Source organism: Pantoea sp. NSTU24 (assembly GCF_050157905.1).
Lineage (GTDB): Bacteria > Pseudomonadota > Gammaproteobacteria > Enterobacterales > Enterobacteriaceae > Pantoea.
This window is the reverse complement of the sequence record NZ_JBKIWZ010000003.1, coordinates 138,629-153,783: the sequence shown is the minus strand read 5'-3', so window position 1 is coordinate 153,783 and position 15,155 is coordinate 138,629. Positions and strand designations below refer to the sequence as shown.

General features: G+C 57.3%; 13 protein-coding genes and 1 pseudogene. 9 read left to right on the top strand and 5 right to left on the bottom strand.

The genetic code is table 11. The features are described from left to right. Window positions 1-442: 442 nt before the first annotated feature. On the top strand, window positions 443-1,909 hold the full coding sequence (proP, locus tag ACLHDD_RS19350) for a glycine betaine/L-proline transporter ProP (protein ID WP_427105454.1): 1,467 nt from the start codon (window positions 443-445) through the stop codon (window positions 1,907-1,909). Between the two features lie 171 nt (window positions 1,910-2,080). On the opposite strand, the gene ACLHDD_RS19345 is transcribed toward proP, so the two are convergent. Further along, entirely contained in the window at window positions 2,081-2,629 is a 549-nt protein-coding gene (locus ACLHDD_RS19345; protein WP_427105453.1) for a YbhB/YbcL family Raf kinase inhibitor-like protein, read from the bottom strand. 297 nt (window positions 2,630-2,926) lie between these two features. Then, window positions 2,927-4,564, bottom strand: a complete 1,638-nt coding sequence (locus ACLHDD_RS19340) for a dihydroxyacetone kinase subunit DhaK (protein ID WP_427105452.1) — start codon at window positions 4,562-4,564, stop codon at window positions 2,927-2,929. 559 nt (window positions 4,565-5,123) lie between these two features. Between ACLHDD_RS19340 and ACLHDD_RS19335 the strand changes: the two genes are divergently transcribed. The 3 genes from ACLHDD_RS19335 to glsB all read left to right on the top strand — a co-directional run bounded on the left by ACLHDD_RS19335 (window position 5,124) and on the right by glsB (window position 7,949). Next, window positions 5,124-5,297, top strand: coding sequence for a GhoT/OrtT family toxin (locus ACLHDD_RS19335; protein ID WP_009093071.1), 174 nt, complete (start codon window positions 5,124-5,126; stop codon window positions 5,295-5,297). Window positions 5,298-5,744: 447 nt separating this feature from the next. Beyond that, on the top strand, window positions 5,745-6,944 hold the full coding sequence (locus tag ACLHDD_RS19330; protein WP_427105451.1) for a CynX/NimT family MFS transporter: 1,200 nt from the start codon (window positions 5,745-5,747) through the stop codon (window positions 6,942-6,944). A gap of 84 nt (window positions 6,945-7,028) precedes the next feature. Continuing rightward, complete coding sequence (gene glsB, locus ACLHDD_RS19325; protein WP_427105450.1) at window positions 7,029-7,949, top strand: glutaminase B; 921 nt, start codon at window positions 7,029-7,031, stop codon at window positions 7,947-7,949. A 161-nt stretch (window positions 7,950-8,110) separates the two neighbouring features. Here glsB and ACLHDD_RS19320 read toward each other — a convergent pair. Both ACLHDD_RS19320 and ACLHDD_RS19315 read right to left on the bottom strand, forming a co-directional pair. Continuing rightward, a pseudogene (locus ACLHDD_RS19320) lies at window positions 8,111-8,347 on the bottom strand (ISNCY family transposase); the annotation flags it as partial. A gap of 484 nt (window positions 8,348-8,831) precedes the next feature. Further along, entirely contained in the window at window positions 8,832-9,770 is a 939-nt protein-coding gene (locus ACLHDD_RS19315; protein ID WP_427105449.1) for a D-2-hydroxyacid dehydrogenase, read from the bottom strand. 220 nt (window positions 9,771-9,990) lie between these two features. Here ACLHDD_RS19315 and ACLHDD_RS19310 point away from each other — a divergent pair, with 220 nt between their 5' ends. The 3 genes from ACLHDD_RS19310 (at window position 9,991) to ACLHDD_RS19300 (ending at window position 12,980) form a co-directional block, all read left to right on the top strand. Then, on the top strand, window positions 9,991-10,398 hold the full coding sequence (locus tag ACLHDD_RS19310) for a DUF2946 domain-containing protein (RefSeq protein WP_427105448.1): 408 nt from the start codon (window positions 9,991-9,993) through the stop codon (window positions 10,396-10,398). A gap of 62 nt (window positions 10,399-10,460) precedes the next feature. Further along, complete coding sequence (locus ACLHDD_RS19305; RefSeq protein WP_427105447.1) at window positions 10,461-12,188, top strand: DUF2534 family protein; 1,728 nt, start codon at window positions 10,461-10,463, stop codon at window positions 12,186-12,188. A 114-nt stretch (window positions 12,189-12,302) separates the two neighbouring features. Then, on the top strand, window positions 12,303-12,980 hold the full coding sequence (locus ACLHDD_RS19300) for a pirin family protein (RefSeq protein ID WP_427105446.1): 678 nt from the start codon (window positions 12,303-12,305) through the stop codon (window positions 12,978-12,980). A gap of 114 nt (window positions 12,981-13,094) precedes the next feature. Here ACLHDD_RS19300 and ACLHDD_RS19295 read toward each other — a convergent pair whose 3' ends face one another. After that, on the bottom strand, window positions 13,095-13,322 hold the full coding sequence (locus ACLHDD_RS19295; protein ID WP_427105445.1) for a hypothetical protein: 228 nt from the start codon (window positions 13,320-13,322) through the stop codon (window positions 13,095-13,097). A gap of 166 nt (window positions 13,323-13,488) precedes the next feature. Between ACLHDD_RS19295 and ACLHDD_RS19290 the strand changes: the two genes are divergently transcribed. Both ACLHDD_RS19290 and ACLHDD_RS19285 read left to right on the top strand, forming a co-directional pair. Continuing rightward, a complete protein-coding gene (locus ACLHDD_RS19290; protein ID WP_427105444.1) occupies window positions 13,489-14,019 on the top strand; it encodes a YtfJ family protein in 531 nt (176 codons plus the stop codon). Between the two features lie 219 nt (window positions 14,020-14,238). Next, complete coding sequence (locus ACLHDD_RS19285; RefSeq protein ID WP_427105443.1) at window positions 14,239-15,147, top strand: polyprenyl synthetase family protein; 909 nt, start codon at window positions 14,239-14,241, stop codon at window positions 15,145-15,147. Window positions 15,148-15,155 lie beyond the last annotated feature (8 nt).

Here is a 15,155-nt window from a genome sequence, read left to right as displayed (position 1 = left end):
ATTACATTGCCATTTCAGTTATGCGTTAACTACCAACTAATCCTGCTATGGATATGCGGCGAATGGATATATCCCACCCTCTCTTTCGCTGTCACCCGCAGATTACTCTGTCTGGCCGCGTCGCGACGCGGCCGATGGTGACGTTGTCACATCAGACTCCTGCGTGTTCCCGAAACGCAAAAAAATCCCGCCTCTTCCGCCAGTTTTTTCAGCAGCAAAGTGATTAAGACTAAGCAGACCCTGCTGATTTTGTCAGCAAAAGTAGTTTTTCCGGCTGAAAACTTGCAAAACATTACATTCGTAGTCTAAGGTTTAGCGGCTGCGGTTACTGCCGCTGCATAACTATTTTCGGCTTCTTATAGCTTTCTTTTCCACTGTTTCTGAACACTGTTTTCGGCTGCGAAAGCTATAAGACTCCTTCACTGAAGTACCTGAGGAGAATATGGACACCAGAAACTCATCGTCTGAACACCCTAAGAAACATTTCTGGAACAGGAAGCCTAAAGAGCTGACTGTGGATGACATTACCGTTATTGATAATGACATGCTCAAGCGTGCGGTTGGCGCGGCGGCATTAGGTAATGCGATGGAATGGTTCGACTTCGGGGTCTACAGCTATCTCGCCGTCATTATCGGCAAAGTCTTTTTCCCCGACGCCAATAACGCGGTGCAGCTGATCGCCACTTTCGGTACCTTTGCGGCTGCTTTCCTGGTGCGCCCGATTGGCGGACTGGTGTTTGGTCCGCTGGGGGATCGCATCGGCCGACAGAAAGTGCTGGCAATGACGATGATCATGATGTCGATCGGGACATTCTGTATCGGGCTGATCCCGGCCTATTCGTCGATTGGCATCATGGCACCGATTCTGCTGCTGGTAGCGCGTCTGGTTCAGGGCTTCTCCACCGGCGGTGAATATGGCGGCGCAGCGACCTTTATCGCGGAGTACTCCACCGACAAGCGCCGTGGCTTCATGGGCAGCTTCCTGGAGTTTGGCACCATTGGCGGCTACCTGCTGGGTGCCAGTCTGGTAACGGTCATGACGACCCTGATGTCGAACGAAGCGATGATGTCCTGGGGCTGGCGCGTGCCGTTCTTTATCGCCGCGCCGCTGGGCCTGTTCGGTCTCTATGTGCGACTGAAGCTGGAAGAGACCCCGGCTTTCCAGCAGCACATGGAAAAGCAGGAGGCGCTGGAGCAGAGCAAACCGCGTCTGACGCTGATGCAGATGCTGAGCAAATACCGTGCACCCATGCTGAAATGTATTGGGCTGGTGCTGCTGTTTAACGTCTCCAACTATATGCTCACCTCCTACATGCCGAGCTACCTGACCGGTGTGCTGGGCCTGCCTGAGCTGAGCGGTCTGCTATTGGTCATGGTCGCCATGTTCGTGATGATGCCGCTGACGCTGCTCTGGGGTCGCTGGACCGACCGCATAGGCCGTCGTCCGGTCATCGGTTTCGGTGCTGTCGGTCTGATCCTGCTGGCTATCCCGAGCTTTATGCTGATCGGATCCGGTAATATGTGGGCGGTCTTTGGGGGGCTTCTGATCCTGGGCGTGCTGCACACCTGCTTCAGCGGCACCATGCCATCGACGCTGCCTGCGCTGTTTACCACCGACATTCGTTACAGCGCCCTGGCGATCGGCTTTAACCTCTCAGTATCACTGTTTGGCGGAACAACACCACTGGTTACCGCCTGGCTGGTGGATACCACCAAAAATACCATGATGCCGGCCTACTATATGATGGGTGCAGGTATTATCGGTCTGCTGACCATCCTCACGGTGCGTGAGACGGCCCGCCAGCCACTGACCGGATCATCCCCGGCGGTGGCAACCAAAGCGGAGGCGCATCGTCTGATCGACAAGCTGCGCAAACGCAACAAGCCGGCCACCACACCAGCAAAATAACGCTCCCGACACCCTGCTTAGCAGGGTGTTTTTTTATCAGTTATCCGCCCGGCAACGTAATCGCATTTACCTGCCGGAAACGCACCACTTTTGCCCGATTGCCATACAGCGTTATGCCAGACCCGCGTCGGCGATACGCAGAGGCGGGCGGTGGCCTCTGCGGGGACGTTGCTATTCGTTACTGAAACGGCCGACCGTGCTGGCCGCACCCAGTGCGTGGCCTTTAAGCTGTGAGATCAGCTCTGTCTGAGTTAAGCCCGCTTTCAGCTGACCCACAGGCAGATCGGTGGCAATCAGGACGAAGTTATAATGATGCAGACCACTGCCTGCCGGAGGACAGGGCCCATAGTAGTGCAGCGTGCCAGGGCTGTTTTTGCCACCGGTATAGCCTGTGCCCTGCGTCAGCGCACCCTGGGCAAACGACGCGCGGCTGGCAGGGATGTTGTAAGCTACCAGATGCGTGACACCCAGCCCTTTCGCTCCGACCGGGTCGGTCATCAGCAGCGCCAGGCTTCGCGTGCCAGAGGGAATGGCAGACCAGTTGAGTTCCGGTGAAACGTTCTCGCCGGTACAGGAAGGATTGTTTTTATTGGCACCGGCAAACTTCTTATCCAGTAGTGCATTATCACTGAAGTCTTTCGATTGCAGCGTAAATACCGACGCCGCCAGTGTGGTCACGGGCAACACGGCCAGCATCGTCGCGCAGAGTAATTTTTTCACCAGCCACTCCTTCTCAGATTAACGCGGACAGGCATGTCCGTGGGATTGCGTCGCAGCCTGCTTACTATAACGGCTTTCGCGCTGTTGCCCCGGCGCCCCGCTGTTTCCTGATGAGGAAACGTGATCGCTGTCGTGCTCAGCCGATCAACCCGCTGCAGGAAGCCGCGCTAAGCGGCGGATAAACGCCGGGTGCCGGGAAACACCGCCGCTCAGGCTGAATCAGTCAGGGAAACGGGTGGCATCAGCCTGTTGCAGGACGGCTGATCCGGGCGTTCCCTGTCCTGATGTGCCTGACAGTCAGAGCTGCGCTAATGCCGCAAAGACCCGGGCAACGGCGACCGCGCCCGGATCCGGCACGCCGTGAAGATTTGCACTGTTGAGGTAAGAAGATCGCCCCGCATTGGCTTTACCCATTCCGGCGGTGGCGTCACTGCCCTGCTGTGCAGCGTCTGCCGCTGCCGCCAGTGACTGACCCGCCACCAGCGCCTCAATAGCCGGTTGCAGCGCATCGATCATCGTGCGATCACCCGGTCGGGCGCCACCATACTGCTTCATCTTATCCAGGCCGTGCTGCAACGCTACCGGCAGCGTGTCCCCGCCGGCCAGCTGCTGAGCCGCAGCGGTGAAAAAGATCGCCATCAGCACGCCGCTGGACCCCCCCATCACGGTTGCCAGGCGTTCACCGGTAACCGCCAGCAAATCAGATAAGGCATTTAATGGCAGTTGACGATCTGCGCATTCGCGCTGTAACTGGCGCGCGCCGACCGCAAAAGTGGACCCTGTGTCGCCATCACCGACCTGAGCATCCAGTCTGTTCAGCTCGCCTTCGCTGGCAATCAGGGTATCGCAGATAGCATTAACCATTGCCGCAACCTGCGGGTTATCGGAGGGTTGCGCGGGCTGCGCACTGGCCTCACGGGTGACCACAACAGGCGCAAGCGGGACGATCTTCACCGCATCAACCCAGCCGGTGACTTCAACTGGCGCACAGATCGCCTCTTCAAGGAGCGGGTTCAGCGTCAGACAGGTAACGGAAAAGCCTTTCATATCCAGCGCGGTCATCAGTGGGGCCGGACCAATCAGATAATCGCACTGCTGGCTGAGCGGCGAGGCGATCAGCTCACGCGTCACCAGGCTCATCTCCAGTGCTGACATGCCACCAAGATTGTTAACCAGCAGCGCACATCGCTGATCGTTATCCGGCATTACCTTCTCCAGAAGATGTTGTACGAGCTGCTGAGCGTTCTGCGTCTGCATAACATCCACGCCCGGCTCGCCATGGATCCCCAGCCCCATTTCAACGCTGCCGTCGGGTACGCGCTCACTGCTCTCCTCATCCGGCAGATGACAGCCGGAGAGCGCCACGCCCATCGTAGCAATGGCCCGGCTCGCAGCGTCAGCCGCCTCTGTGACCGCGGCCAGATCGCCACCGCGCTCCGCGACAAAACCTGCCACTTTATGTACCAGTAGCGTTCCCGCGACTCCGCGCGGTTGAGGATTGTCGGGCAACGCTACGTCGTCACCCACAATAACAATGTTGACGCTGAAGCCCGCATTGCGGGCTTTTTCAGCAGCCAGACCGAAATTCAGCCTGTCGCCAGTATAATTTTTTACAATCAGCAGACATCCCGCCTCACCGGTAAGGTGAAGGATGGCGTTATAGACTGCATCAACGCTGGGCGAAGCAAACACATCACCACATACGGCCGCCGTCAGCATCCCTTTGCCAATGAAGCCGACGTGGGCGGGTTCATGTCCGGATCCGCCACCGGAAATCAGGGCAACCTGCTGCTTTTTCCAGTCATGACGCATCACGATGCGAATGTGCGGATCGACCTGCAGCCGGACCAGGTTTTGCCATGGGCTGGCGTAAATCATGCCGTCTAACGCGCTGTCGACGAGATCATCCTTTTTGTTCATTACAAATCGTGTCATCTATTTTTCCTCATGGACGTGTCGGGTAACAGATTAATCAGTGTTGCACACCTCAGCCAGGCGTGAGATAGCTGCGGTCAGAGAGCCTGTCTGGCAGAGGCCATTTTTCGCTGATTTACAGGGCTTACTACAAGGTCTGACCGCGAATCAGGCACTTTTTATGCAGAAGCAAGAAGGACAACGGCTGAGGCGGCCGGGCAGAAGGCGCTGGCTGATGCCTGCGGCGGTGTCAACGCATAGATACCCGAATGGGATGGAGAAAAGCTGCGCTGAACTCAACGCCACACCACACGCTCACCGATGGGTTTAATGTTTTCAGTGCGGTAAACCATTTCGCCAGCGGTAGTCAGGCGGCGACAGCGCCTCTCTGCAAGGGTTTAAGCAGCATTCTGACGCCGGTTTTCAGGCTGAAATCGCCTGAAGTAACGTCGGCTCACTCCGACGTGCTATGCCACTTTCCTCCTGATTTCTTTAGATGCTAAACCCCGCCCTACTTGATCTGGATCACAAAAATACGCATCATGCGCAGCAAAACCTGACTGACACTGCGGAGAGAACAATGACACTGTACCAGGGTATGCTGATTTTTTATGCCGTTGTTGCACTGTTCGCTACGCTGATCACCTTTTTCATCGCCAAAGACAAGCTGAGTATTAAACTGCTGAGTGCCTTTCTGGTCGGCGCGACATGGCCGATGAGCTTCCCTGTGGCGCTGATGTTTGCCCTGTTTTAATTGACTTAACTCACTTTTCAACCAGACTCAGGGAAGACGTCCCTGACCTGCATACTGCACTCACCGACGTGATTTTCCTCATGACGGTGGATAAGGAGCAGTGATGCGTCTTTATAGTGCAATGATGCTGGTTTCCCTTCTCAGTGCCTGCAGTGCGCCATGGCACGCTGAAAGGCCGGTGCCGGCGGCTGAAACCCGGCAGCAGACCTGTCAGCCAGGTTCGTCGACCAGTCAGAATGATTGTGGTCATTTTCCCGAACCGGAATTTCATTAGCCGTGATTCTGTGAGCCATGTGGCAGGATCGGCATTGCGTTATTTCATCGCATAACAAGGCTTTACACGCTGCCAGCCGGTCAGTAAAGTAGCGTCCAGACATCAACTCTGATGCGTAAGCGTTAACGTCAACCAACGCCCCCGCAGCACTGCTGCCTGTGATGATCCCTGCCATGATGCCCGAACAGCACGCCGTACGACCTCACGCTGCGTTTTCCAGCGCCGCCTTTTTCCTGTTCGTTCTGCTTATCACCGCCGCTAATCTGCGGGCGCCAATCACCGTCACTGGTCCGGTTTTACAGGATATCCGCCAGACGTTCGGGCTCAGCGCCGGGGAAGCGGGTCTGTTTAACTTTATTCCGCTGATGCTGTTCGCTCTGCTCGCGCCGCCGGCCGCCTGGCTGGGCAACCGGGTCGGTCTGATACGCTGTTTATGGGGCGCACTGTGCCTGATCACGGCCGGTTCGCTGTTGCGCTGGTTTCCGGCCGAAGCGGCGCTGTGGAGCGGCACGCTGCTGCTCAGTGCAGGTATCGCCGCCGCCAACGTACTGCTGCCGCCGCTGATTAAACGCGACTTTACCGCGCACACCGCCCGCTACATCGGCCTGTATGCCGCCACAATGTCGATTACCGCCAGCCTGGCCTCCGGCATCGCCGTGCCGCTAAGTCAGATTTCGGCGGCGGGCTGGCGGCTCTCGCTGGTGATCTGGGCGCTGCCCGGGCTGGTGGCGCTGTTTGCCTGGCTGCCGCTGTTACGCCAGCCTCAGCCTGCCTCCGCCGCTGCGGAGGTTTCAATTCCGCAGCGCCACCCCTGGCGCTCAGCGGGTGGCTGGCATATCGCCCTGTTTATGGCGCTGCAGTCGCTGGCGTTTTATACCCTGATCGACTGGTTCAGCCTGTTTGCCCAGGATAAAGGGTTCAGCCAGACACAGGCTGGCTGGTTGCTGTTCTGGTATCAGGCAGTCGCAATCGTCGCTAACCTGGGATGCATGGTGGCGCTGAAGCGGGTAAACGACGCCCGGATCACCGCGTTTGTGGCCTCCTCCTGCATTTTTCTCGGCCTACTGGGCTTACTGCTCTATCCGCAGTGGGCCATCGTCTGGCTGACGCTGGCCGGGCTGGGGGCTGGCGCCTCGCTGGTGCTCTGCCTCTCGCTGTTCAACCTGCGCGCTGGCAGCCATCGTCAGGCCTCACAGCTGTCCGGCATGGCGCAGTGTGTCGGCTATGCGCTGGCGGCACTCGGGCCACTCTTTTTCGGCGTACTGCATGAGCAGAGCGGGAGCTGGACGCTGCCCTTTGGCATGCTGACGCTGCTGAGCCTGTTACAGATGCTGCTGGCACCGCTGGCGGCGCAGTCAAAAACTATCAGCTAAGGGCGGCCCGCCGCTCATACTATTCATGGCAGTTCGCTGATGCGCGGCATCGCGGGCGGCCCGTAACCGACAGGAGAAAGGTGCGTGTCTGAACTGAATAATGCTCTGCTGCAGGAGGTGCTGGAACAGGTGCGTCCGCTGGTTCATCAGGGGAAAGTGGCGAACTATATCCCTGCCCTGGCGGATGTGGCTCCTGACCATCTCGCCATGGCAGTCTGTCTGCGGGATGGCACACTCTTTCAGGCGGGCGATGCTGAAACGCGCTTCTCTATTCAGTCGATCTCCAAAGCGCTGTCCCTGACGGTGGCGCTGACGCGCTATGACGACAGTGAAATCTGGCAGCGCGTTGGTAAAGAGCCGTCCGGTCAGCCCTTTAATTCGCTGGTGCAGCTGGAACTGGAACAGGGCAAGCCGCGTAATCCCTTTATCAATGCCGGTGCGCTGGTAATCTGCGATCTGCTGGAAACCCGCCTGACCGCGCCGCGTCAGCGGATGCTGGAGATCGTCAGGCAACTGAGTCAGCAGCCCGATATCAACTACGACCGCCACGTTGCCCGCTCGGAGTTCGAGCACTCCGCGCGCAATGCCGCCATCGCCTGGCTGATGAAGTCTTTCGGGAATTTTGACAACGATGTCACCAGCGTGATGCAGACCTATTTCCACTACTGCTCGCTCTCGATGAGCTGCGTGGAGCTGGCGCGCACCTTTATCTATCTGGCAAATCAGGGCCGGACACTGGATGGCAGTGAGATGATCACCCCGCGTCAGGCGCGACAGATCAATGCATTAATGATCACCAGCGGCATGTACGATGGCGCAGGGGAATTTGCATGGCGGGTCGGCATGCCCGCGAAATCCGGCGTCGGCGGGGGGATCATTGCCATCATTCCGGGCGAGATGAGCATTGCCGTCTGGTCGCCGGGGCTGGACAGCGCAGGCAACTCGCTGGCGGGCACCGCAGCGCTGGAGTTATTGACCGAAAAACTGGGCCGCTCGATATTCTGAGGCTGGCCTGCGCCTCATGGCGTCGTCACGCCAGCAAACCGCAACAATCAGCAATAGGGTGGGCAATGACCGGGGCGGGCAGCAGCCTGCCAGGTCTGGCAGAGGCGGTCATGACCGCCCCGTTGCTGCGATGGGCTTAATGCCCGATCTCCGCTAAATCTTCATGGCTTCATGAAGACAGAACGCTTCACGCCGTTCTGCAGCATCGTGAGGGCCATTCTCAGTGCGGCTTTACGCTCGCCTTTTTGCTCACGCTGTTGTGCAGTAGTCATCAGTGCATCTCCATGTTGCGGCACAGGGTGTGCCAGCTCACGAACAAAGGCTTCGGCGTCAGCCGTTTCGCCCGCCTGCAGAATGTAGTGTATCCGCGAAACTATCTGCGATGAAGAGTGATAGCCTTACGTCGCGGGCAATATCAGGCTGTGTCTGAAACTGCCCGGAGGTCGGATCATCCGGCGTGGGTGTACCCTCTCTTTTTACCATCAGCCGAATCCCTTTCCCCGCGGTTCTCTGCGACGGCGTTTGCCGTCCCTGAGCAAGGCGACATCCTGTACGTATTCTGGTCAATGTTGGAAACACAACGATACCCGCCAGGCAGATGCACGCCGTAAATATGCCTGATTAAACCAATGGGGAAACCGACATAAGCAGCCTGAGTCAGGCTCTGTCATTGAAACGCGCGATGACTCTCACCGGAACAGATTCACGTGTTAACAGCCTGATTCACCCGCAGAGTAAACGGGTCTGGCTGAATGTTACGAGACGTGCCGGAAGATTTAAGTCAGACGTGAGCGCCGAGCCTGAAGCCCTTGACGGGACAGGTTTACGCCTGCCAGAGCATTCCCTGGGCCTGACAGGCGGTCCGGAACCTGAATGTCAGCCTCAGTTCACCAGATTTACGGGCTGGCCCTGAACAAAGGCCGCTATGTTAGTCATCACGCCCGATACCAGATTCTCCACACCGCTGCGGCTGGCCCAGGCGATATGTGGTGTCAGCAACAGGGTCGGCAGGTCGGCCAGCAGCGGATTATCTGCCGTGGGGGGTTCGCTGCTCAGCACATCCAGCGCCGCACCGCCAATGACTCCCTGCTTTAACGCCGCCGCCAGATCGTCTTCGTTAATCAGTCCGCCGCGTGCAGTGTTAATCAGTTGCGCATGAGGTTTCATCTGACTCAGCGTCTGCCGGTCGATCAGCTGGCGGGTCTGTTCGCTCAGCGGACAGTGCAGTGAGATAATATCGCTGGTCGCCAGCATCTGTTCAAAGCTGACGTAACCTTCGCGTATCCGATCGCTGCCTTTGCGCTCGGCGTACTGTACCTGCATGCCCAGCGCCTGCGCCAGCCGTCCGACCGCCTGCCCGATATCGCCTTTTCCGACGATACCCAGCGTTGCGCCCGCGATATCCTGAATCGTCTGACGATGCAGGCAGAAATGGGCAGCCTGCGGCCAGTCGATGCGCGTATTCAGGGCGTATGCCATCAACTGACGGCGCAGGGCAAAAATCGCGGCAATCACGGACTCTGAGACGCTCTGAGTGGAATAGCCCGGTACATTACTGACCAGGATATCACGCGCACGACAGGCGTCGAGGTCAATACAGTCATAGCCGGTGGCCGCGACGCAGATGAAGCGCAGCTCAGGCAGTTTTTCCAGCGTCTCTGCCCGCAGCGCCACCTTGTTAGTGATCGCCACCGTCGCACCGGTCAGTGCCGGGACGACATCATTCGCTGAGGTCTGCGGACGAATTTCCCAGTCGGCCTGTATTTGCCCGGTGGGCAGGGAGAGAGGCAGGGTTTCACCATCCAGCATCACAATTTTCATATTTCGTCCTTTATAGATTCCGGTTAAACACAGCCAGCGTCTTTATGTTATTTGTATGTATTTACCGGGTAATAATTAAGTTAAATAATGCTGAAATTAAAGTGAATATGTCCAAAGAGTGCGAATTTTTTCGCATCTGAAGCCACTTTATTTAACGCTTTACCCCCCTTCGCGTTACACTGCCGCCCTGAATTCTGACCCTGTTACGTTCACTGAAATAATGCCGAGATCTTTACTCAGACAACGCCTCACTGCCTGTATTGCGATACTGGCCGTGCTGCTGTTGTTTGTTGCACCGATGATCTCGAAGAATCTCGCTGAGCATCACGCCATGATGGCGGACATGCCGGGTATGTCCGCTATGAGCGCAGAGATGCCGATGATGCATCATTCCAGCGACATGCCGGCAATGAACCCCGCAATGAGCGATATGGGTTTTGCCTGCGGCTACTGCGACCTGCTGGTCCATGTGCCGCTGATGCTCTGGGTCTTTATCCCCTTTATCTGGTGGATGTGCCTGATAAGCCGCGCGCCGCCTGCCCCGGCAGTCGCAGTGCCACAGCGGCGGCGACAATGGCGCCTGAACAGGCCGCGTGCACCGCCCATTTTACATCGCACTCACCGCTGAATGATTCGATTAAGTGACAATGTCACCTGATCGCCTTTATCTTTTGAAAAGTGTGGAATGCTATGTCCTCTTCTCAGGAAATCTCTCCTGCACCACGCGGCACGCTGTTTAACCTGCTGCGTCGGCTGCATTTTTACATCGGCCTGTTCATTGCGCCGTTTATTTTTGTCGCTGCCCTCACCGGAACGCTCTATGTCCTGACGCCCCAGCTGGAAAAGGCAATCTATCATGATGCCCTGACAGCCGAACCGCAGGGTGCGGCCCAGCCGCTTTCAGCCCAGATTGGCGCCGCACGTATGCGCGTCGGGGAATCAGCGCATATCTACGCTGTCCGGCCAGCGCCTGGTCCGCAGGATACGACCCGCGTACAGTTTAGCGGGCCGGAACTGGGTCCGTCAGAGTCGCGCTCGCTGTTTATCGATCCCTATACCCTTCAGGTGAAAGGGGATATGACGGTCTATGGCACCAGCGGTGTGCTACCGCTGCGCATGTGGCTGGATCAACTTCATCGCGGCCTGTTGCTGGGTGATGTTGGCCGGAACTACAGCGAGCTGGCGGCCTCATGGCTGTGGGTTGCCGCTCTGGGTGGCATCGTTTTATGGGCGGGCACCCGGCCACGCAAACGCGTTAAGGCTCGCAGCGGGTTTGCCGCTACCCGCTACTGGCACGTTACGCTGGGGCTGCTTCTGGCGGTGGGGCTGGTGTTCTTCTCTGTCACCGGTCTGACCTGGTCGCAGTGGGCGGGCAACAACATCGAAAAAATGCGCAGTGACTTCGGCTGGAAAACGCCGCAGGTGAATACTGCGCTGAACGGTGAAGCGCCGGCTGAATCTGCCGATCCGCACGCCGATCATCGCGGCACAATGGCAGGTATGACTATGGCCGATATGACGATGCCCGCTAAAACTGCCGCGACTGTCATGCCGAATCAGCCAGATGCCCGATGGGATCAGGTGCTTGCCGCCGCGCGTGAGGCGGGAATAGATGCGGCAAAACTGGAGCTGCGCCAGCCTAAAAAGCAACATCAGGCATGGACCGTTTCAGAAATTGACCGCCGCTGGCCCAGTCAGGTCGATGCGGTATCGATTAACCCGACTGATTTAAGTGTGGTTGACCGAGTGGAGTTCGCCCACTTCCCGCTGGTGGCAAAACTGACCCGCTGGGGTGTGGATGCGCACATGGGCGTGCTGTTTGGCCTGGCGAATCAGCTGATCCTGGCATTTTTTGGCTTCGGCCTCTGTGCGATGATTGTGCTGGGCTACCGGATGTGGTGGATCCGCCGTCCGGCGGTGCCGCAGCTCAGTCCCGCGCAGACGCTGCTCTCCGCCTGGCTGGCGATGCCGCGCTATGCGCAGGGCACCAGCCTGATCGTGGCACTGGCGCTGGGCTATGCGCTGCCGGTGATGGGCGCAAGCCTGCTGGTACTGGTGCTGCTGGATATCCAGCGCTGGCGCAGCGCCCGGCGCGCCCGGATTGTCCGCGTGGATACGGCACCCGATAAACAGTCTCCGCTGGCTATCGTCCAGTCACGTTTTGCCGTGAAACGCAAAGAGATGCGCTATTTCCTGCGCAGCGTGACGGTGCTGGCGCTGATCGTGATTTCAGTGATGGCGAATGCCATGATCGGCGGCGTAATCGATCAGTATCAGATCCCCTTCAGCCACTGGTCGCTGACCATGTATATCACCCAGGCGATGATGATCCTGCTCTACTCCACGGTCTTTACCGGGCTGCTGTCCATTCCGCTCTGGTACTTCTTCCTTGGAGAAAGCGACGAACAGGGCAAATAGTTCGCTCTGCGGCTTTTATTCGAAATCACTGACGAAGCCGGGCAATAATCCCGGCTTCTCATTTTCCATTCGGAGTCTATGATCGATTGAACTCCAGTTAATAAAGAGCAAATCATGAACATTGTACGTGCAAACCCCAAACAGTTGTTTGAATACGGCCCCTTCACTGTCCGTCGTCAGCGTCCCGGCGAGGCCCTGAGCCCCCTGCTCAGCGTTGACCTGATGTCACTGAAACTGGATGCCCGCATGCCGATGCAGCAGCATCAGGATGAAGAGGTGTTCACATACCTGTGGCGCGGTTCGATGCAGCATCAGGACAGTAACGGCGAGCGGACGCAGCTCTCGGCAAAACGGGTCATGGTCGTTAATGCTGGCGAAGGCGTGCAATATGAGGAGTCGGTGCCATTGTTTGAGGCTGAGCTGCTGCAGGCGGTTATCCGACCCTCACAACCCGGTGGCGAAGCCATGACTCAGGTGCTGGAGCGCGACCAGGGAATTATGACTAACGGCTGGACCGAGCTGGCCGGGCCGGAAACATCCGACGCCCCGCTGGAACTGCGCCAGGCAGCTTACATCTATGACACGCTACTGGAGCGTAATCAGTCACTGGAGGTGCCCGCGATGCCTGGCTTTATCGCCTGGCTGACGGTGCTGGAAGGCATCATCCGCGTCGGTGACCAGCAGCTGGGTCGCGGCGATGTGCTCACCGGTTCCGGGCACGGTGTGGAAATTGCGGGCGAACGGGATGCTAATCTGGTCTGTTTTCTGGTGAAACCCGATTATCCGGTCTGACCCGCCTTGCCCGACGCAGAACGCCCCGCCCGAAAAAGGAAAAGACGCGCGGCAATGGAAAATCCTGATTGGCCCGCTGTGCCGATACGGCATTCCGCCCCGGCAAAAAGCGGTTCAGTGTTCGCCACGCTGCCGTCTTGCCTGCACCCGCTTATAGGCGTTATTAAACTGACGCACATCGTCGCTCAGCCAGTGGCGTTCCGTCAGCGGGGCATCATCCATCGCCTGAGGCAGTGGCACACCGGCCAGCGATCCCCGGCAGCAGAACGCGCGTGCCAGCGTCGGCGTGTTGATGCCGATATAACAGGCAAATTCAGGTAGCGTCATCAGTACCTTGCTCATTTTACACCTCATGTTAATTAACCCATCCCCGCATTTTTAGCCCAAATCTTCAATGCTTTTATTGATCTGAAACATAGATGTGATACTAATCATCTGCCTGATGATCAGAAATGTTGCCTGCTGCAGACTGTTAAAAAGTGAGGAACGCGTGCGCCATTATGGATTGATGATTGCTTTACTGTTTTCCGGTTTTGCCACGGCGGATAGGCTGAAGACAGGTCAGCCTGTTCCTTCCGTTTTTATTGCCGAAAAAGGCGAAATGGTATTACGTCAGGGCGACATTCATTATCAGCGCTGGAATAGTCAGTCACTGGCCGGAAAGGTCCGGCTGGTGATTCATGTCGCGGGGCGACTTTCTGCGAAGGATCAGAGTGCCCCTCTTATCGCAGCTATCCAGCAGGCCAGACTACCGCGGGATCGCTTCCAGACCACCACCATCGTCAATACAGACGATGCCCTGCCCGGCAGTGCGCTTTTTGTGGTGCGCAGTATCGCCTCCAGTAAAAAAGCGGACCCCGGGCAACAGTTTATTATCGACAGCAGTGGCGTCACCGCGCATCGCTGGCAGCTGCAGCCGGAAAGCGCCTCCGTTCTGGTGATTGATCCACAGGGTATTGTGCGCTTCGCTAAAGATGGCGCATTATCCGCAGAGGATGTCGCCAGCGTGATGAAACAGCTGCATGCTTTACTGGGCTGATCCACGCTGAATTATGCATCTGCATTGACTGCAAAACGCGGAATGCGCCTGAATTCTCCAACATTTTTATCATCCTGAACTACGCTTAGTGATAATGGATTCACCCGCCGTTTTTTTAAAACATGCCCGCAGTATGATGGCAGTCGGGGACGAGTATTGAAGATGGCATCGAATCATTTCGAACTGCTGTGACTTCCTCTGTAGATAAGGACAGCCCTGATGACGGCCTGTGCAGAACAACACGTCAGTTTCATACACAGCGATGCAGCCACTTTGCTGAAAGAGATTGAGCAACGGCTCGACCAGCTTTTACCGGTTGAAAGTGAACGCGACCTGGTAGGTGCAGCGATGCGCGACGGTGCGCTGGCACCAGGAAAGCGCATCCGTCCATTACTGTTGATGCTGGCGGCACGTGACCTGGGCTGCCGCGCCACGCCTGCCGGTCTGCTGGATCTCGCCTGCGCAGTAGAGATGGTACATGCCGCCTCGCTGATCCTGGATGACATGCCCTGCATGGATGACGCGCAGCTGCGGCGCGGGCGTCCGACCATTCACTGTCAGTATGGTGAACATGTAGCGATTCTTGCTGCCGTTGCACTGTTGAGTAAAGCATTTGGCGTGATTGCTGTGGCAGAAGGCCTGACCGCTGCGGCCAGAGCAGATGCGGTCGCCGAATTATCACTCGCGGTCGGCATGCAGGGTCTGGTACAGGGTCAGTTCAAAGATCTTTCAGAGGGCGACAAGCCACGTAGCGCCGATGCCATTCTGATGACCAATCACTACAAAACCAGCACCCTTTTCTGCGCCTCAATGCAGATGGCTTCTATCGTAGCGGAAGCGTCAGGTGAAACGCGTGAGCAGCTGCGTCGGTTCTCACTCAATCTGGGCCAGGCTTTTCAGCTGCTGGATGACCTGATGGACGGCATGACCGATACCGGCAAAGATGCGCATAAAGACGAGGGGAAATCGACACTGGTCAATCTGCTGGGGCCACAGGCTGTTGAAACGCAACTGCGCGACCACCTGCGTTGTGCCAGCGAACATCTCTCATCTGCCTGCCAGGACGGCTACGCCACCCACCATTTTGTTCAGGCCTGGTTTGAGAAAAAACTCGCTGCTGTCAGTTAAGGATGCTG

Coding starts and splice junctions, on each gene's coding strand:
- ACLHDD_RS19295 (WP_427105445.1), bottom strand. CDS start 13,322: ATGAGCAAGGTACTGATGACGCTACCTGAATTTGCCTGTTATATCGGC.
- ACLHDD_RS19330 (WP_427105451.1), top strand. CDS start 5,745: ATGATGCCCGAACAGCACGCCGTACGACCTCACGCTGCGTTTTCCAGC.
- ACLHDD_RS19315 (WP_427105449.1), bottom strand. CDS start 9,770: ATGAAAATTGTGATGCTGGATGGTGAAACCCTGCCTCTCTCCCTGCCC.
- ACLHDD_RS19290 (WP_427105444.1), top strand. CDS start 13,489: ATGATTGCTTTACTGTTTTCCGGTTTTGCCACGGCGGATAGGCTGAAG.
- ACLHDD_RS19300 (WP_427105446.1), top strand. CDS start 12,303: ATGAACATTGTACGTGCAAACCCCAAACAGTTGTTTGAATACGGCCCC.
- proP (WP_427105454.1), top strand. CDS start 443: ATGGACACCAGAAACTCATCGTCTGAACACCCTAAGAAACATTTCTGG.
- ACLHDD_RS19335 (WP_009093071.1), top strand. CDS start 5,124: ATGACACTGTACCAGGGTATGCTGATTTTTTATGCCGTTGTTGCACTG.
- ACLHDD_RS19340 (WP_427105452.1), bottom strand. CDS start 4,564: ATGACACGATTTGTAATGAACAAAAAGGATGATCTCGTCGACAGCGCG.
- ACLHDD_RS19285 (WP_427105443.1), top strand. CDS start 14,239: ATGACGGCCTGTGCAGAACAACACGTCAGTTTCATACACAGCGATGCA.
- ACLHDD_RS19310 (WP_427105448.1), top strand. CDS start 9,991: ATGCCGAGATCTTTACTCAGACAACGCCTCACTGCCTGTATTGCGATA.
- ACLHDD_RS19305 (WP_427105447.1), top strand. CDS start 10,461: ATGTCCTCTTCTCAGGAAATCTCTCCTGCACCACGCGGCACGCTGTTT.